Origin of the sequence: Embleya sp. NPDC050493, from assembly GCF_044458105.1 — a bacterium.
In the GTDB taxonomy this organism is placed as follows: Bacteria; Actinomycetota; Actinomycetes; order Streptomycetales; family Streptomycetaceae; genus Embleya.
The window spans coordinates 19,134-37,157 of sequence record NZ_JBITHP010000019.1 but is presented as its reverse complement, the minus strand read 5'-3'; the positions used below and the strand labels follow the sequence as shown (position 1 = coordinate 37,157).

The following is an 18,024-nucleotide window of genomic DNA, read 5'->3' as shown; positions in this document are numbered from 1 at the left end:
CTCGGACCCCGTCCCGCTCCTTGGCCCGCCCCCGGCCGACCGTTCCGACCGACCCGTACCGCTCCGACCCGACCCGAGTCCACCGTCCCCGGACGGATCGAGGGAGGACCGCCCGTGTACATCGCCGCCACCCGGCGCGCGGATCAGGCCGGCGGGATCACCGCGGCCAAGGCACCGCGCAGATTCGCGCGCAACGTCCCGGCCAACGTGCTCGCGCTCGGCGCCGTCAGCCTGGTCACCGACATCTCCTCGGAGATGGTCACCGCAGTGCTGCCCACCTACTTCGTGCTCACCCTGGGACTGAGCCCGTTGCAATACGGGCTCCTGGACGGAACCTACTTCGGCGTCACCGCATTCGTCCGCCTGCTCGGCGGCCAGGTGGCCGACCGCACCCGCCGGCGCAAGCTGGTGGCGGGCACCGGATACGGGCTGTCCGCCGTGTGCAAACTCGGCCTCCCGCTGGCCGGTTCGTCGGTCACCGGGCTGGGCCTGGTGCTGGCGGCGGACCGCACCGGCAAGGGGCTGCGCACCGCGCCGCGCGACGCGCTGATCACGCTCAGCACCCCGCCGCCCGACCTGGGTCGGGCCTTCGGCGTGCACCGCGCGATGGACACGGTCGGCGCGTTCCTCGGACCGCTCGCCGCGTTCGCCGTGTTGTGGGCCACCCACGACGCGTACGACGCCGTGTTCGTGGTGAGCTTCTGCGTGGCCCTGTTCGCGGTGCTGCTGATGGCGCTGTACGTACGCGATCACCACGAACCGCCCGTTCCGCGGCGCGAGTCGTCGCTGCGGGCCGCGTTCGCGCTGCTGCGCTTGCGCCCGTTCCGGCGCACCTGTCTGGCCGCGACGCTGCTCGGATTGCTCACCGTCGGCGACACGTTCGTGTACCTGGTGCTGCAACACGGATTCGACATCCCGCTGCGCTACTTCCCGCTGCTGCCGCTGGGTACCGCCGGCGCGTATCTGCTGCTCGCGGTGCCGCTCGGTCGACTCGCCGATCGGGTCGGCCGGTTCCGGGTCTTCCTCGGCGGCCACCTCGCGTTGCTCGCGGCCTACGCGGTCGCCGCCGCACCCGACGGCGGCGGGGCTCCGGGCACGCTGTTGTTGTGGACCGTGCTGCTGAGCGTGCTCGTCCTCCAGGGCCTGTTCTACGCCGCCACGGACGGCGTGCTGATGGCCGCCGCCGGGCCGCTGCTGCCGGTGCACCTGCGCACCAGCGGTCTGGCCCTGCTCCAGACCGGTCAGGCCGGCGCCCGGCTGTTCTCCTCGGTGCTCTTCGGCGCGGCCTGGACGTTGTGGGGTTCGGGCCCCGCACTGCTCGTCATGGGCGCCGGCCTGGTCGGCGCACTCGTCGTGGCCCGGCGGTTGCTGCCGTCGCGGACCGCACTGCCGGAGGTGACCGGATGAAGCGCGCCCTCGGCCTGCTGCTCGGCCTGCTGGTGCTGGTCGGGGTGGCGGTCGGCTACTCGACCTTCGCGGCCGATCGCGAGGACGACTCCGCGGTCGAGCGTCGACCGCTGGACCTGGCCGCCGGCGGCCAGTTGGTGTTCGTCGACACCGCCCGCAAGGGCGGTCACCGCACCGTGGCCGCGACCGCGATCGACCCGGCCGGCAACACCGGCCCGGCCCGCACCGACAGCGGACTGCGCTGCGAGCGCTTCGCCGTCGGTGCGGCCACCGGCGTCTGCCTCCAGACCCGCGGCGGCCCGCTGCCCGGCACCGACGCGCTGATCGTGGACCCGTCGATGAACGTCCGGCGCCGGATCGAACTCGCGGGCACCCCGAGCCGGGCCCGGGTCTCGGCGAGCGGACGGATGGTGTCCTGGACCGTCTTCGTCACCGGCGAGTCCTACAACAAGACCGGATTCTCCACCTGGACCGGCATCCTGGACACCCGCACCGACTACACGCTGATCAACATCGAGGCCATCCCGTTGACCATCGACGGCAAGCGCTACCGATCCGCCGACGTCAACTACTGGGGCGTCACGTTCGCCGCCGACGACAACCGCTTCTACGCCACCGTGTCCACCAAGGGGCGCACCTACCTGGTCGAGGGCGACTACGCGAACTGGGAGGCGCACACGGTGCGGGAGAATCTGGAATGCCCCTCGTTGTCCCCGGACGGCACCCGGATCGCGTTCAAGAAGCGCTCCGGCCCCACCACATGGCGACTGCACGTGCTGGACCTGGCCACGATGCGCGAGACCCCGCTGGCCGAGCGGGAGAGCATCGACGACCAGGCGGCCTGGCTGGACGACCACACCGTGATGTACGGCCGGGGCCGCGACGTCTACGCCACGCCCGCCGACGGATCGGGCACGCCCCGCCTGCTCGCGGCCAAGGCGGCCTCGCCGACGGTGCTGCGCTGACCGTCCCTTCCCACACCGCGCGTCGCGTGCCGGGTCGCCGCGGTCGGGCGGCATCGGACCACCGGCGAGGTCACCCGCGCCGAACCGCGTCCACTCCTTCGGCCACAACCGGAAGCCGGCGGCCGCGGTGGCGCCGTCAGCCGGTGTGCCGCCCGACCAACAGGGCGCCCAGGGCGGTGCGTTCGTGCCGGACCGAGCGGCCGGTGCGGGTGGTCGTGATCAGTCCCGCGGCACGCAGCGCGGCGGTGTGCGCGGAGACCGTCGCGTTGCTGACCCGGAGCCGGCGGGCGAGGTCGCCGGTGGTGTGCCCGGCGGCGAGCAGATGCAGGAGGTCGAGTCGGGTCCGGCCGATCACCGCGGCCAGTGCGTCCTCGGTGCCGCCGGGCCCGGCGAGTGCGAGCGGCAGGCCCGGGCCCGCCGGGTAGGTGACGGCCACGGGCCGCTCGGGCAGGTTCGACACCAGCGGGTGCGCACTCCAGTGGAACGTGGGCAGGAGCAGCAGTCCGCGCCCGTGCAGCGCGATGTCCTCGTCGACCGCACCGGCGAACTCCCAGACGTCGTCGTGCAGTCGGCTGCCCGGAACGAGCTCGGCGAGGGTCGCGCCGAGCCCGTGTTCGGCCATGGTCAGCGCGTGTCGGGTGAATTCCGCGTGATGCAGGTCCTGGACCAGGGACCACACCGGGGCCAGGACCGCCTCGAAGGCCGCGTGCTGGGCTCGGCGGACGACCCGCCAGGCGTCCGCGTCACCGCGGTGCAGGTCGCGGATCCAGCGCGGCGCGGGCATGGGATGCCCGGCGTACACCCTTTCGAGCTCGGTCCGCACCGTCTCCGGGTGGGTGGCCCGGACCGTGTCCAGGCCGCCGGTCAGCGAATCGTCGAAGACGTCGATGAACATGGGCGGGCGCCCGCCGGGGACGAGATCCCGGAGCGGTTCGACGGCCGCCGGCAGGGTCCGGAGCAGCGCCTGCCGCCAACGACCGTGCAGCAGCGCGTCGTCCGGGTGGACCATCCGTGTCAACGCGGCGTTGAGTTCCTGGAGCGGGGCCGGTCGGGGGGCGAACCGGATCCGGGCGAAGTCGGCGGCGGTGAAGTGAATCCGGATCGCTACTCTCCCTGCCGGCCCGGCGCCATCCTTTCGGCCCGAGCCTCAACCTTCGCGTGTCGTCCACGCCGGATGCCAGCCTTCGGGACATGCCCCCGGCATTCATCCAGGAGGCATCGAACGCCGCAAGGGCGTGGGTCACAGCGATCCCGTGGCCGATTCGCCCACCACGACACGAGGAGTATCCATGGTTCGCGACGAAGCCGACCGGCCCGCCGGGATCGACCGACGACGGGTCATCGCCTCGGCCGTGCCCGCCGCCGCACTGGTCCTCGCGGGCGGCGTCGCCCGCGCCCGACCCGCGTCCGCCCGACCCGCCGCTTCCCGGCCGGCGACCGGCGTCGTGCTGCGGCTCCCACCGCCGACCGGCCCGTATGCCATCGGGACCGGCACGTTGTACCTGGTCGACCGCTCCCGACCGGACCCGTGGGAGCCGATCCCGGTGCGGGAGGTGATGGTCACGGTGTTCTACCCGGCCCGCACCGTGCGCGGCTGCCCGGTCGCACCGCAACTGAGTGCCGAAGCCGGGCAGGCGTTCGGGTCGGCCGCGCGGCCGACCCACGCGCAGTTGCCCGCGGCTGGGGTGGACTGGGCGGCCACGAGCACCCACGCGTACACGAACGCGCCCGCGCGGACCGAGCGCCGCCCGGTGCTGCTGTACAGTCCCGGCGGCGCCGACCCGCGCGGCATGGGCACCGGCGTCGCCGAGGAATTGGCGAGTCGGGGCTACGTGGTGGTGTGCATCGACCACCCGGGCGACGGCGCCGTGGTCGAATTCCCGGTGGACATGGCGGGTCGCGAGGGCCGGGTCCGCTGGACCGTCCTCCGCTTCGACCCACGCACCGACCCCGGGCTGTTTCGCACCATGATCGACACTCGGATCGCGGACACCCGGTTCGTGCTCGATCGACTGACGGTCCTGGCTCGCGGCGAAAACCCGGATCCGACCGGCGCCCCGCTGCCCGACGGCCTGCACCGGGCGCTGGATCTGGGCCGGGTGGGCGTCTACGGTCACTCGGCGGGTGGCACGACCGCGGCCGAGACGATGTACGAGGATCGCCGGATTGCCGCCGCGATCAACCTGGAGGGCTACCTGGACCACCCGTCGCCCGCGCCCGGCCGAGACGGCGAGTTGTACCCGATCGCCCGCGACGGCACCGATCGGCCGCTGCTCCTGCTGGACACCGACGGCTTCCCCGACCGGCGCAGCCTGGAGCGCTCGTGGTCCGCGCTGCTCGCGCATTCCCGCCGGCACGTCCCGCGGCACCGGATCGAGTCCGCCGCGCACCACGTGTTCACCGACCATGCCGTCTTCGCGCCCCGGCTCCAGGCCGCCGGCCTGATGTCCGCCGCCGACCGGATCTCCCTGATCGGCGCGATCGACCCGGCCGTGTCGGTGCCCACGGTGCGCCGATACGTCCAAGGGTTCTTCGCCCGGCACCTGCCCACACGCTGAACGGCCCGGCCGGCGGATGGGCGCCGAGGAAGCCCTCGGCGCCCACCCGCGACGCGGCCCGTGGCGGGGGTCAGGCGGGCTCGGGGGCCGGGTCGCCCTCCTCGACCCAGTCCATCGTGCGCGCCACCGCCTTGCGCCAGTTGCGGTAGCCCAGGTCGCGGGTGGCGTCGTCCATCCGCGCGGTCCATTCGGCGGCGCGGTGCCAGTTCGCCCGCAGCGAGTCCAGGTCGGGCCAGTAGCCGACCGCGAGCCCGGCCGCGTACGCCGCGCCCAGCGCGGTGGTCTCGGCCACGAACGGGCGGGCCACCGGGGCGTCCAGCACGTCGGCGATGGTCTGCATGAGCAGGTTGTTGGCGGTCATCCCGCCGTCCACCTTGAGCGTGGCGAGCTTGACCCCGGAGTCGCGCTCCATCGCGTCCACCACCTCGCGGGTCTGCCACGCGGTGGCCTCCAGGACGGCCCGCGCGATGTGCCCCTTGTTCACGTACGCGGTCAGACCCGCGATCACGCCGCGCGCGTCCGAACGCCAGTAGGGCGCGAACAGTCCGGAGAAGGCCGGGACGAAGTACGCGCCGCCGTTGTCCTCGACGGTCAGCGCGAGCGTCTCGATCTCGGCCGCGGTGGAGATCAGTCCCATCTGGTCGCGCATCCACTGCACCAGCGACCCGGTCACCGCGATCGAGCCTTCCAGCGCGTAGACCGGCGCCTCCTTGCCGAGCCGGTAGCCGACCGTGCTGAGCAGGCCGTGATGCGACTGCACGATCCGCGATCCGGTGTTGATCAGCAGGAAGCTGCCGGTGCCGTAGGTGCTCTTGGCCTCGCCCTCCTCGAAGCACGTCTGCCCGAACAGCGCGGCCTGCTGGTCGCCCAGCGCGGAGGCGACCGGGACGCCCTCCAGGATGCCGCGGGCGGTGCCGTACACCTCGGAGGAGGAGCGGATCTCGGCCAGCACCGAACGCGGCACGTCCATCGCGCGCAGGATCCGGTCGTCCCAGTCCAGCGTCTCCAGGTTCATCAACATCGTGCGCGAGGCGTTGGTGACGTCGGTGACGTGCACCCCGCCGTCCGGGCCGCCGGTGAGGTTCCACACCACCCACGACTCCATCGTGCCGAACAGGATGTCGCCCCGATCGGCCCGCTCGCGCAGTCCCTCGACGTTGTCGAGCAGCCAGCGGATCTTGGGACCGGCGAAGTAGCTGGCGAGCGGCAGGCCGGTCTCCACCCGGAAGCGGTCCTGGCCGACGTTGCCGCCCAGTTCCCGGCACAGCGCGTCGGTGCGGGTGTCCTGCCACACGATCGCGTTGTGCACCGGCACCCCGGTGTGGCGGTCCCACAACACGGTGGTCTCGCGCTGGTTGGTGATGCCCAGCGCACGGATCTGCTCGCGCCGGATGCCCGCCTGGGCGAGCGCGCCGGCGACCACGGCCTGCACCACGCTCCAGATCTCGGCGGCGTCGTGCTCGACCCACCCCGGGCGCGGGAAGATCTGCCGGTGCTCGCGCTGGTCGACGGCGACGATGCGCCCGTCCGCGCCGAAGATGATGCATCGGCTGGACGTGGTGCCCTGGTCGATCGCGGCGATGTAGGTGTCGGACATGGCTCCTCTTCCGAAGGATCCGAGGGAAAGGTCGGGGTCGGTACGGACGTGCGGGCTCAGAACGCGAGCCGGTACAGGCCGCCGGCCGCCAGCCCGCCGACGGTGGGACCGACCACGGGGACCCACGCGTAGGCCCAGTCCGAGCCGCCCTTCTCGGGGATGGGCAGCAGCGAGTGTGCCAGGCGCGGGCCGAGGTCGCGGACCGGGTTGATGGCGTAGCCGGTCGGACCGCCCAGGGACAGGCCGATGCCCACCACCAGGAGTGCGGTCATCAGGATGCCGGTGCCGGAGAGGGCGAGCCCGTCGGTCAGGCCCTGGGTCAGGATCACGATGACCAGCACGATGGTGGCGATCGTCTCGGTGATCAGGTTCTGCACCGGGTTGCGGATCTCCGGCGAGGTGGCGAACACGCCGAGCACGGGTTCGCCGTGCTCCTTGAACTGACCCAGGTAGGTGGCCCAGGCCAGCACGGCGCCGATCACCGCACCGGTGAACTGCCCGGCGAGGTACACCGGCACCTTGTCCCATTCTCCCGTCTTGACGGCTATGCCGAACGTGACGGCGGGATTGAGGTGTGCGCCGGACAACGACACGCTCGCGTACGCCCCGGCCAGGACCGCGAAGCCCCAGCCGAAGGCGATCGCCAACCAGCCCGCGTTCTGCGCCTTGGACCGGTTCAGGGTGACCGCCGCGCACACGCCGACGCCCAGGAGCAGCAGGATGGCCGTACCCAGGGTCTCGCCGATGAAGATCTTGTCGCTCGTCACAACAACACGGCCCCTTCTTGACTGCACGGGTGGGACGGCGCCGGGAGGCGGCGCCGGACGGGCGTACGGCGCGCCGAATCGACGCGCCGTACGGGGTTGCGGGAATCCGCACCACATCAGGGCGGTGCCGAGAGGACGACCGCTGCGGTGCCGTGAAGTGCGCACACCGGGCGAATCCCGATCGCACGCGGATCGGAATCGTTGGGCGTGGTCCGTTCGATCCGGCAGATGACTCCGACTGGCATTCGACATTGACGACCGCTGTCCGGCAGTGTTCTCTGCGGGTTGCGCCGCCGTCAAGAGTCCGTGAACATCTCGTTCCCGACCCCGCCCGCGAGCGCCGGGCCCGGCGGGCGGGCCGTGGACCCGACCGGCATGCGTGCGACCGCTGTTCTACATTGCCAACCCGATCTTCATTGCCAACCTGATCTTCGATGGAGGAGTTGGTATGCCCGGTCCCATCCAGTCGCTCGAACGTGCAGCGGCGATCCTGCGGCTGCTCGCCGGCGGCGAACGGCGCTTCGGTCTGAGCGAGGTGGCCACCACCCTGGGCCTGGCGAAGGGCACCGCGCACGGCATCCTGCGCACGCTCCACCAGGAGGGGTTCGTCGAACAGGACGCCAAGAGCGGCAAGTACCAGCTCGGCGCCGAACTGCTCCGACTGAGCAGCTCCTACCTCGACGTGCACGAGTTGCGCGCCCGGGCCCTGGTCTGGGCGGACGACCTGGCCCGCGCGAGCGGCGAGAGCGTGCGCATCGGGGTGCTGCACAAGGGCGGCGTGCTGGTCATCCACCACGTCTTCCGCCCGGACGACAGCCGTCAGGTGCTGGAGATCGGCGCGATGTTGCCGCTGCACTCCACCGCGTGGGGCAAGGTATTGCTCGCGGTGGACCCGGCCGCGCGGGCCGAGTTGAACGAGAGCGCCCCGGTCGCCTTCACCACCCGCACGCTGATCGATCCGGCCGCGATCGACGCGGAGAGCGTCACCGTGCGCGAGCGCGGCTGGGCCTGCGACATCGAGGAGTCGGTGCCGGGTCTGGCGGGCATCGCCGCGCCGATCCGGGACCGGCGCGGCACGCCGCTGGGCGCGGTGGGCATCAGCGGCGCGGTCGAGCGGATCGTCGCCGACGACGCGCCGCGACCCACGCTCGTGGCCTCGGTCCGCGACGCGGCGCGCGCCATCTCGCGCGACCTGGGGGCGACTTTTCCGTACTGACGCCCCGGGGCCGGACGCCCGCCCCCGGGCCGCGGCGCGGGGTGCGGACCGGTCCGCGGCTCGCCCGGGGCGGCCGCTTCGGACCGGCGGCACTTGACCATTGCCCGACCGGCAATGAAAACTGTCGTTCGTCGTTCGACAATGCCGACCACGTAGATTCGGACCGGGACCCTGTCCCACCGCTTCGCAGCCGGCCCAGTGGAAAGAAGACGCGTGATGAGCACCGCCACGGATCCGACCGTTCCCGCTCGTGCCCACAGCCGTGCCGAACTCTCGCGCGGCACCCACGACCTGCTCGTCATCGGTGGCGGCATCCTCGGCACGGCGGTGGCCTGGACCGCGGCCCAGACCGGGCTGCGGGTGGCCATGGTCGACGCCGGCGACTTCGCCGGCGCCACCTCGTCCGCGTCCTCCAAGCTCGTGCACGGCGGCCTGCGCTACCTCCAGACCGGCAACCTCAAGCTGGTCGCGGAGAACCACCGCGAACGCCGCACGCTGGCCCGCGACGTGGCCCCGCACCTGGTGCGGCCGCTGTCCTTCCTGGTCCCGGTCTACAAGGACGGCCCGCACGGCTCGGCCAAGCTCGGCGCCGGCGTGTTCCTGTACTCGGCCCTGTCCGCCTTCGGCGACGGCCTGGGCAAGGTGATCGGTCCGGACAACGCGCTCGAACTCGTCCCGGCCCTGCGCAAGGAGGGCCTGCGCCGCGCCGCCGTGTACGGCGACCACCAGATGAACGACAGCCGGGTCGCGGTGACCACCGTGCGCGCGGCGGTCGAGGCCGGTGCGGTCGTGCTCAACCACGCCGAGGTGGTCGGCCTGCGCAAGGACGCCGGCGGCCGGGTCACCGGCGCCGAACTGCGCGACCGACTCGACGGCGCCGAGTTCGGCGTGAACGCGCGCGTCGTGCTGAACGCGACGGGCCCGTGGGTGGACCACCTGCGCCGGATGGAGGACCCGGCGGCCGAACCGAGCATCCGGCTGTCCAAGGGCGTGCACCTGGTGCTGCGCCAACAGCAGCCGTGGCGGGCCGCGTTGACCATCCCGATCGACAAGTACCGGGTGTCCTTCGCGATTCCGTGGGAGGAGCACCTGCTGCTCGGCACCACCGACGAGGCCTACGAGGGCGACCCCGGCAAGGTCTCCCCCACCGAGGCCGACATCGCCCAGATCCTGGACGAGGCGGGCAGCGCGGTCGACCCGGCGCAGCTGCGTCGCGAGGACATCACCTACGCGTTCGCCGGCCTGCGGGTCCTGCCCGGCGGGGCGGGCGCCACGAGCGAGGCCAAGCGGGAGACGGTGGTCACCGAGGGGCGTGGCGGCATGTTGTCGGTGGCGGGCGGCAAGTGGACCACCTACCGGCACATCGGCCGCACCGTGCTGGACAAGCTGGCCAAGGCCGGTGTCGTGGCCCTGGAGCAGGACATGGCGACCCCGCTGCGACGGGTGGCGCTGCCGGGCTCGGCGAACCCCGAGGCGGTGGCCCACCGGCTGCTCGGCGAGGCCACCCCCGAGGACGGCGTCGACCCGGTGGTGGCCCGCCACCTCGCGTCGCACTACGGCAACCTCGCCTACGACCTGGCCGCGCTGGTGCGGGCCGACCGCGAACTCGGCGAGCGCATCCACCCGGACGGGCCGGACATCTGGGCCCAGGTCGCCTACGCGCGCGACCACGAGTGGGCGATGACCGTGGACGACGTGCTGCGGCGCCGGACCACGGTGACCATTCGCGGGCTGGACACCCCCGAGGTGCGCTCCCGGGTCGAGGGCCTGCTGGCGGCCGAGCCGAACTGACCGGCGCGACGCCCGACTCCCCCGAGGCCGCCGCCGCGACCGGCGGCCTCGGGGTGGTTTCCGAGACGGACTCCGAGGGCGGACGTCGGGGGGCGGGCCGGCCGGCGACGCCGGGTGGGTACGTTCGGAACTCGTCCGGCGATTTCCGTTATCCGCGCCGACCCGGGTGCTCTCCCGAGTGGCGGATGGACGGGAGCGGGCCCGTCACGCCGGTCGAGGAAAGTGGATGTACGTGGACAACGAGCACAACACCGCCCTGGTCGTCGCGGCCCAGGGCGGTGATCTGCGTGCCCGCGACCGGCTCGTGGCCGACTGGCTGCCACTGGTGTACAACATCGTCGGCCGGGCGCTGAACGGGCACGCGGACGTCGACGATGTCGTGCAGGAGACCATGCTCTGCGCGGTGTCCGGCCTCGGCGGCCTGCGCGATCCGGAGCGCTTCCGGTCCTGGCTGGTGGCCATCGCGATCAATCAGGTGCGCCGCCGGCACGCCCGTCGCGCGCTCACCACGCCGCTCGACGAGATCGCCGAATACCCGGACCCGGCAGCCGACTTCGCCGACCTGACCATTCTGCGGTTGGGCCTGTCCGGGCAGCGCCGCGACGTTGCCGAGGCGACCCGCTGGCTGGATCCGGACACCCGCGAACTGCTCGCCCTGTGGTGGCTGGAGGCGGCCGGCACGCTGACCCGGGCCGAACTCGCCGCCGCCCTGGACCTGCCCGCGACCCACGTGGCGGTCCGGGTCCAGCGCATGAAGGAGCAGTTGGAGGCGGCCCGCGTGGTGGTCCGCGCACTCGCCGCCGACCCCCGCTGCGCTGAGGCCGGCGCGCTGCTCGCACCCTGGGACGGCCGGCCGACCCCGCTGTGGCGCAAGCGCATCTCCCGGCACGCCCGGACGTGCGGCGCATGCGGCGCGCACCGGTACGACCTGGCCCCGGTCGAGGGCCTGCTCGCGGGCCTGGCCCTACTGCCGCCGACGGCCGTACTGCTGCACCTGCTCCGCCAGGGCCCATGGGCACCGATCGGAACAGCGGACCCGATCGGCGACCCGGGCACGGTGGCGTATTCGAAGACTGCCGGCGACCCGGGCGCGTACTCAGCCGGCGACCCGAGCACGGTTGCGCACTCGAACACGGCGAGCGACCCGAGCGCGGTCACGTACACGAACACGGCCGGCGACCCGAACGCGGCTGCGTACTCGAATGCCGCCGGCGATCCGCGCATCGTCGGCCGGCCGGGCACGGGTGGGGAGCCGAGTCCGCCGGGAGATCCGAGCGGCGGCGCCCCGCCGAGCCGGGGCGGGGATCCGAGCGCGGGCCGCGATCCGAGCCCTGCCGACCGTGCGGCCTCGCCCGCCGATCCGGGCCGGGGCGGGAGTGTGGCCACCGAACCCGCCGCCGGGCCCGGCGAAGCCGGCCCTCCCTCCCCCGGCCACGCCGCGCCGCGTTCGGCCCGCCGACCCCGCCGGATCGCGGCCGGCGGCGCCGCGATCGTCCTGGTCGTCCTGGCCGCGGTCGTCATCGTCGACCGCCCCCACCACGACCCGCCGACCCGAAGCGCGCCCGCCGCACACCCGCCGGTCGGCGCAGCCGCGTCGGCACCCTCCGCGATACCCACCACCGCGCCGCCGCCGGCCACCACGCCGGCCACCGCCTCGCCGCCCTCGACCGAGCCCGCGACCGAGCCATCGGCCACCCGCTCGACCGCCTCCGCCGACCCCCGCGCGCGGCTCGAACGCGCCGTGGTGGACCTGGTCAACGCCGCCCGGGCCGAGCACGGTTGTGCTCCCGTCCGGGTCGACGACCGACTGCGAAGTGCCGCCCGCAAACACTCCGACGACATGCTCGCCCGGCGGTTCTACGACCACTCGAACCCGGACGGGGTACGCGCCGACGCTCGCATCACCGCCGCCGGCTACCGGTGGCGGCAGTGGGGCGAGAACCTCGATCGGGGTCGATCGGACGCCGCACACGTGGTCGCCCAGTGGCTGGCCAGTCCGATCCACCGGGACAACATCCTCGACTGCGGCTTCACCGACATCGGTGTCGGCGCCACGGTCGGCCCGGGCGGGACGACCTGGTGGACCCAGGTGTTCGCCGCACCTGCCTAACGCATCCGGCGCGGGCAGCCGGCAGTCGGCGCGCATATCCGGCGCATGCACCCGCCCGACCCGGCCCACTCCATCGCCCGCCCGATCCGACGCGAAAACCCGCGCCGATTTCCGTTATCCACCCGCGCCCCGCGGCTCTCCCAGGTGTCCCCGGCGTTCGTGCCGGGCGACGAGCCGTACCTTTCGAGGAGTTGCGCATCGTGCAGTACCGACACCACCGGCAGCACCGACACCACCGGGCCGTGTCCACCACTCTCGCCGCCGCACTGGCCGCACTCGTGCTGGCCGGCTGCGGCTCGCCCGCCGAGCGGCACGACGACGCGGCCCGGCCGGCGGCCCCGACCGACACCGCATCGGCGCCGACCGCGTCGGCGGCACCGACGTCGGCCGCACCCGGGCTGCCCACCGGCACGAGCCCGAGCACCGGTGCCGTCCCGAGCACCGGCACGGCGCCCGCGACCCACAAGCCGACCGCGGCCGGCAGCGCGAGCCGTGCGGGGACGGACGCCAAGGCCCCGGCCGCCAAGAGCGCCCGACCCACCACGGCGTCGGCGGCGGACGGGCCGCCCGGGGCCGATCCCACCGTGCGCGGCAACCGGCCCGCCTCCCGGTCGATCGCCGATGCCGAGGCGATGTCCCTGGAACTGCTCAACGCCGAACGCGCGCAGGTCGGCCTGCGCCCGCTCCGGGCGAGCACCGACCTGAGCGACTTCGCCCGCAAGTGGGCCGAACACATGCGCCGTACCGGCTTCGCCCACTCCGGCCCCGAGGTCGACGTCCTGGTCACCGGCGCCCGGACCGGCGTGTCCGAGAACATCGTGTGGTGGGGCGACCCGGCCATGACCGCCCGGCAGGCGGCCGAGAAGTTCCAGGCCATGTGGCGACACAGTCCCGGCCACTACCGCAACCAGACCGACCCGACCCACACCGAGGCGGGCATCGGCATCTACCGCGACGACAGCGGCTGGTGGGGCGTGCACGAGTTCGCCAACGGCTGACCTCGGCGCCCCGTCCGCCCCGCCCGCACACCGCCGGCCCGGTCACCGGTGCGACCCGAACGATCACGGGCCGCAGCCTCGGGGCCGGGCCGCCCGGCCGACCCCACGCATCCGCCGGCGGCAGGCGCGAGGCCGCCCCGACACACCTCCGGAAGGGGTGCAGGGAACTGCGGGCCGACCCGAGGCCCAGGCGCAAAACGCACTAAACTATGACCATGGCCTCGCGCCGTCCGGTCCGGGGCCGTGCCCCTCGGGGGACGAGATCCCAGTCCGGGAGGACGTCATGCGCAAGGTCGCCGATTGCCGGGACATGCCCAGTGAGTCCGGGTGCACGCTCACCATCGCCGGAGCCGAGGACGAGGTCGTCCTGGCCGCCAGTCAACATGCCGTGGCGGTACACGGGCATACCGACTCGCCCGAACTCCGCGAGGAGATCCGCAAGTTCCTGAAGGACGAGGAACCCGGTCGCTGACCGCGGGTGCCCGCACTCCGCACCCGGGCCGGCCGTCCGAAGCAGCCGTTCGCAGACCGCGACGCCGCGCGGGACGTACCGGCGGTCCGAAACGAACCCACCAGGCCCGGGTGACGCCGGAGCCTGCCCCCGCACGCCGGCTCGTCCGCCCGGGCGCCGATCGGCTCACCCGCGCGGTTTACCTTCGCCCGGTGCGGCCACAGTCCCCCCATGGCTCCACGACCCGCGTCCGCTCCCCCGCCCGCCCCCGACCCGGTGGCCGCACTGGATCGCATCGCGTTCCTGCTCGAACGCGACCAGGCGCCCACCTATCGGGTCAAGGCCTTCCGCACCGCGTCCGCCGTGGTGGCCGGGCTTGCTCCCGACGACCTGCGCCGCCGGGTCGAGCAGCACACGCTCGGCGACTTGAAGGGGATCGGGCCCAAGACGGCGGACGTCGTCGAGCAGGCGCACGCCGGCCGGGTACCGGGCTATCTGGCCGACCTGGAGTCCCGCCCGTCGCCCGTGCCCACCGACGGCGCGGCGCTGCTCGCGGCCCAGCGCGGCGACTGCCACATGCATTCCGACTGGTCCGACGGAGGCAGCCCGATCGACCTGATGGCCCGCACCGCGCGGGACCTGGGGCACGAGTGGGTCGTCCTCACCGACCACTCGCCGCGCTTGACCGTGGCCCGCGGACTGACCGCCGAGCGGCTCCGCGCGCAGTTGGACGTGGTGGCCGAACTCGCCGCCGAGTTGGCCCCGTTCCGGCTGTTGACCGGCATCGAGTGCGACATCCTCGACGACGGCTCGCTGGACCAGGACCCGGATCTCCTCGACCGCCTGGACGTCGTGGTCGCCTCGGTGCACTCCAAATTGCGGATGGAGGAGCCGGCCATGACCCGCCGACTGCTGGCCGCCGTGCGCAATCCGCGGGTGAACGTGCTGGGCCACTGCACCGGTCGACTGATCCGGGGCAAGCAGCGCCCGGAGTCCGTGTTCGACGCCGACGCGGTGTTCGCCGCGTGTGCCGAGTCGCACACCGCCGTGGAGATCAACTGCCGCCCGGAGCGCCGGGATCCACCGTCCCGGCTGCTCCGCCTGGCGCTCGCCGCGGGGGTGTACTTCACCATCGACACCGACGCGCACGCCCCCGGCCAACTCGACTGGCAGGGCTACGGCTGTGCCCGGGCCGAACAGTGCGACGTGCCGGCCGACCGAGTGATCACCACGTGGCCCGTCGACCGACTGCTCGACTGGGCCGGCGCCGCGCGCTGATCCCTACTCGGTCGAGGCGTCCGTCTCGTCCCGGGCCGCGGCCCGGCGCCTGCCGATCACGGCGGCGGCCGCGGCGGCGCTGCCGGTGAACGCGAGGCCGACCACCCACGGGCGGTCGAGGACGTGGCAGGTCATGTGGTCCACCGAGAACCGCCCGGGACCCGCGAGGCCGAGCCCGGCCGCGACGAAGCCGAGGAACGCCGGGTATTCGAAGCCGCCCGACTGGGCGAAGAAGCCGGCCGGCGCGTGCACGGCCACCGCGCCCGCCATGGCGCCGGCCGCCGCCGCACCCGCCGCGGGGGTGGCCAGGCCGAGCGCGAGGAGCACCCCGCCGCCGGCCTCGCCGAGACCGGCCGCGATCGCGCTCTGCCGACCGGGCCGAAAGCCCATGTGCTCCATCGCCGAGCCGGTGCCGGCCACGCCGTGTCCGCCGAACCAGCCGAACAACTTCTGCGCGCCGTGCGCGAACAGCACGCCGCCGGTGCCGATCCGCAGGGCGAGCAGGCCCACGTCCTTGCGTACGGACGATCGGGTGCGTCTCGAGAGTGGATTGTGGATCGAAATCGGGCTGTGGAGCGACACGGGGGCGCGCAGCGACAGACACATGAGGGACTCTTTTCCTGGTATTTCCTGGTTTTTCCTGGTGCTTCCTGGTGTTTCCTGATGCCTTCTTCTGGTGGCTTCGTGTTTCCGGTTCAGTGCTCGCGGGCGCGGCTGGGTTGCACCCGGGGTGGTTCGCCGGGCATTTTCGGGTGGTCCGGCGGGTAGGGCAGGTCGCCCGCGCCGTGGTCGCGGGCCTGCCGCTCGGCCAGTTCGAACACCCGGCCCAGGTCGAAGGCGTGCTCCGGCATGTCCGCGTGCACGTCGCCGAGCCGCGCGTAGCGCTCGGGCATGGTGGCGAGGTCGAAGTCGTCGGGGTGCGCGTCGTCCACCTCGTCCCAGGTCAGCGGCGCCGAGACGGTCGCACGGGCGGTGGGACGCGGCGAGTAGGCGGCGGCGATGGTGCGGTCCCGGGCCATCTGGTTGTAGTCGACGAAGATGCGTTCGCCGCGCTCCTCCTTCCACCACGCGGTGGTCACCCGATCGGGCATGCGCGCCTCCAGCTCGCGGGCCAGCGCGATCACCGCGCGCCGCACCTCGGTGAACTCCCACTCGGGGCGGACCGGCACGTACAGGTGCAGGCCGCGTCCGCCGGAGGTCTTGGGCCAGGCGGTCAGGCCGTAGTCGGCCAGTACCTCGCGCATCGCGTGTGCGGCGCGGACCGCGTCGGCGAAGTCGGTGCCCGGCTGCGGGTCGAGGTCGATGCGCAGTTCGTCCGGGTGTTCGGTGGCACTGCGCCGGACCGGCCAGGGGTGGAAGGTCAGGCAGCCCAGGTTGCCCGCCCAGACCAGTGCGGCCACGCTGTCCGGGGCCATCTCGTCCGCGTGCCGGCCGCTGGGGAAGGTGATCCGGGCGGTGGGAATCCACTCCGGCAGGGACTTGGGCACTCGCTTCTGGAAGAACGACTCGCCGTCCACGCCGTCGGGGAAACGTTGCAGCGTGGTGGGTCGATCGCGCAGGCCGCGCAGCATTCCTTCGCCGACCGCGATCAGATAGCGGACCACGTCACCCTTGGTGAAGCCGCGTGCGGGGTAGTAGACCTTGTCGACGTTGCTCACCCGGACGGACCTGCCGTCGACCTCGAATTCCTCGGCAGCGCTCATCCCTCAGGGTAGGCAGATTCGCCCGACTTCGTCCCGATGGCATACCGCCGTTCGGCCGCTGCGGAGGCGACCGGTACGGCGCCCGCGCACACTGAGGCGCATGCGCCTTCCCGTGATGCCCCCGGTCAAGCCGATGCTCGCCAAGGCGGCTGCGCGGATTCCCGCCGGCCTGCACTACGAGGCCAAATGGGACGGGTTCCGGGCCATCGTCTTCCGGGACGGCGACGAGGTGCTGATCGGCAGCCGTAACACCAAGCCGCTGGATCGTTACTTCCCGGATGTGGTGGACGCGGTGTTGCGGCTGCTCCCGCCGCGCTGCGTATTGGACGGCGAACTGGTCATCGCCCGCGACGGCCGACTCGACTTCGATCGGCTCCAGGACCGGATCCATCCGGCGGCCTCGCGGGTGCGGCACCTGGCCGAGACCACCCCGGCGTCGTTCGTCGCGTTCGACCTGCTGGCCCTGGACGACGAGTCGTATCTGTCCCGCCCGCTGACCGAGCGCCGTGCCGCGCTGGAGCGGGCACTGGCCGAGGTGACGGCGCCCATCCACCTGGCGCCCGCCACCACCGATGTGGCGCGGGCACAGGATTGGTTCGACCGGTTCGAGGGCGCCGGTCTGGACGGCATCGTGGCGAAGAACCCGGCCGGGCCGTATCTGCCGGACGAGCGGGCGATGGTCAAGGTCAAGCACGAACGCACCGCGGACTGCGTGGTCGCGGGCTACCGCGAGCACAAGTCGGGCCCGGTGGTGGGCTCGCTGTTGCTGGGCCTCTACGACGACCGGGGGCGGCTGCAACACGTGGGCGTCAGCGCGGCGTTCACCGCGGCCCGACGGGCCGAACTGGTCCGGGAGTTGGCGCCCTACCGGATGGTGGATCCGACCGGGCACCCGTGGGCACACTGGGCCGAGGCCGAGGCGCACGAGGCCGACCGGCTGCCCGGTGCGGTCACCCGCTGGTCGGGCGGCCGGCTCTCGGACTGGGTGCCGCTGCGGCCGGAGTCGGTCTGCGAGGTGGCCTACGACCACGTGCAGGGCGACCGGTTCCGGCACACGACCCGGTTCCGTCGGTGGCGTACCGACAAGGATCCGGCCGAGTGCACCTACGAACAACTCGCCGAACCGGCCCGCTACGACCTGGCCGACGTGCTCGGCAGCCGCTGAGCCGCAACGGGCCGCCCG

The 18,024-nt window shown here is 73.1% G+C and carries 15 protein-coding genes; 10 read left to right on the top strand and 5 right to left on the bottom strand.

Annotated features, from left to right (window positions below; genetic code table 11):
* The first annotated feature begins 114 nt into the window (after window positions 1-114).
* Complete coding sequence (locus tag ACIBM5_RS30410; RefSeq protein WP_396009745.1) at window positions 115-1,407, top strand: MFS transporter; 1,293 nt, start codon at window positions 115-117, stop codon at window positions 1,405-1,407.
* Window positions 1,404-2,372, top strand: coding sequence for a hypothetical protein (locus ACIBM5_RS30405; RefSeq protein WP_396009744.1), 969 nt, complete (start codon window positions 1,404-1,406; stop codon window positions 2,370-2,372). The genes ACIBM5_RS30410 and ACIBM5_RS30405 overlap by 4 nt, the downstream gene beginning before the upstream one ends.
* A gap of 136 nt (window positions 2,373-2,508) precedes the next feature.
* Here ACIBM5_RS30405 and ACIBM5_RS30400 read toward each other — a convergent pair whose 3' ends face one another.
* On the bottom strand, window positions 2,509-3,381 hold the full coding sequence (locus ACIBM5_RS30400; protein WP_396009895.1) for an ArsR/SmtB family transcription factor: 873 nt from the start codon (window positions 3,379-3,381) through the stop codon (window positions 2,509-2,511).
* A 280-nt stretch (window positions 3,382-3,661) separates the two neighbouring features.
* Between ACIBM5_RS30400 and ACIBM5_RS30395 the strand changes: the two genes are divergently transcribed.
* On the top strand, window positions 3,662-4,930 hold the full coding sequence (locus tag ACIBM5_RS30395; RefSeq protein ID WP_396009743.1) for an alpha/beta hydrolase: 1,269 nt from the start codon (window positions 3,662-3,664) through the stop codon (window positions 4,928-4,930).
* Window positions 4,931-5,000: 70 nt separating this feature from the next.
* Here ACIBM5_RS30395 and glpK read toward each other — a convergent pair whose 3' ends face one another.
* On the bottom strand, window positions 5,001-6,527 hold the full coding sequence (gene glpK, locus ACIBM5_RS30390) for a glycerol kinase GlpK (RefSeq protein ID WP_391588304.1): 1,527 nt from the start codon (window positions 6,525-6,527) through the stop codon (window positions 5,001-5,003).
* 56 nt (window positions 6,528-6,583) lie between these two features.
* Window positions 6,584-7,294 (bottom strand): MIP/aquaporin family protein, encoded by a 711-nt coding sequence (locus ACIBM5_RS30385; RefSeq protein ID WP_396009741.1) that lies wholly within the window; start codon window positions 7,292-7,294, stop codon window positions 6,584-6,586.
* A gap of 448 nt (window positions 7,295-7,742) precedes the next feature.
* Between ACIBM5_RS30385 and ACIBM5_RS30380 the strand changes: the two genes are divergently transcribed.
* The 6 genes from ACIBM5_RS30380 (at window position 7,743) to ACIBM5_RS30355 (ending at window position 15,138) form a co-directional block, all read left to right on the top strand.
* Window positions 7,743-8,510, top strand: coding sequence for an IclR family transcriptional regulator (locus ACIBM5_RS30380; RefSeq protein WP_391588302.1), 768 nt, complete (start codon window positions 7,743-7,745; stop codon window positions 8,508-8,510).
* A 216-nt stretch (window positions 8,511-8,726) separates the two neighbouring features.
* Window positions 8,727-10,301 carry an FAD-dependent oxidoreductase gene (locus ACIBM5_RS30375; protein WP_396009740.1) on the top strand — a complete coding sequence of 525 codons (1,575 nt, stop codon included), beginning with the start codon at window positions 8,727-8,729 and terminating at the stop codon, window positions 10,299-10,301.
* A 226-nt stretch (window positions 10,302-10,527) separates the two neighbouring features.
* Window positions 10,528-12,411, top strand: coding sequence for a sigma-70 family RNA polymerase sigma factor (locus ACIBM5_RS30370; protein WP_396009738.1), 1,884 nt, complete (start codon window positions 10,528-10,530; stop codon window positions 12,409-12,411).
* Window positions 12,412-12,653: 242 nt separating this feature from the next.
* On the top strand, window positions 12,654-13,409 hold the full coding sequence (locus ACIBM5_RS30365; protein WP_396009737.1) for a CAP domain-containing protein: 756 nt from the start codon (window positions 12,654-12,656) through the stop codon (window positions 13,407-13,409).
* A 283-nt stretch (window positions 13,410-13,692) separates the two neighbouring features.
* A complete protein-coding gene (locus ACIBM5_RS30360; RefSeq protein ID WP_391588298.1) occupies window positions 13,693-13,881 on the top strand; it encodes a DUF1059 domain-containing protein in 189 nt (62 codons plus the stop codon).
* Between the two features lie 210 nt (window positions 13,882-14,091).
* Window positions 14,092-15,138: a PHP domain-containing protein gene (locus ACIBM5_RS30355; RefSeq protein ID WP_396009736.1), complete on the top strand. Its 1,047-nt coding sequence runs from the start codon at window positions 14,092-14,094 to the stop codon at window positions 15,136-15,138.
* A 3-nt stretch (window positions 15,139-15,141) separates the two neighbouring features.
* On the opposite strand, the gene ACIBM5_RS30350 is transcribed toward ACIBM5_RS30355, so the two are convergent.
* On the bottom strand, window positions 15,142-15,744 hold the full coding sequence (locus tag ACIBM5_RS30350; protein WP_396009735.1) for a DoxX family protein: 603 nt from the start codon (window positions 15,742-15,744) through the stop codon (window positions 15,142-15,144).
* 89 nt (window positions 15,745-15,833) lie between these two features.
* Window positions 15,834-16,841 carry a non-homologous end-joining DNA ligase gene (ligD, locus tag ACIBM5_RS30345; protein WP_396009733.1) on the bottom strand — a complete coding sequence of 336 codons (1,008 nt, stop codon included), beginning with the start codon at window positions 16,839-16,841 and terminating at the stop codon, window positions 15,834-15,836.
* Between the two features lie 100 nt (window positions 16,842-16,941).
* Between ligD and ACIBM5_RS30340 the strand changes: the two genes are divergently transcribed.
* On the top strand, window positions 16,942-18,006 hold the full coding sequence (locus ACIBM5_RS30340) for an ATP-dependent DNA ligase (protein WP_396009732.1): 1,065 nt from the start codon (window positions 16,942-16,944) through the stop codon (window positions 18,004-18,006).
* Window positions 18,007-18,024: the final 18 nt, after the last annotated feature.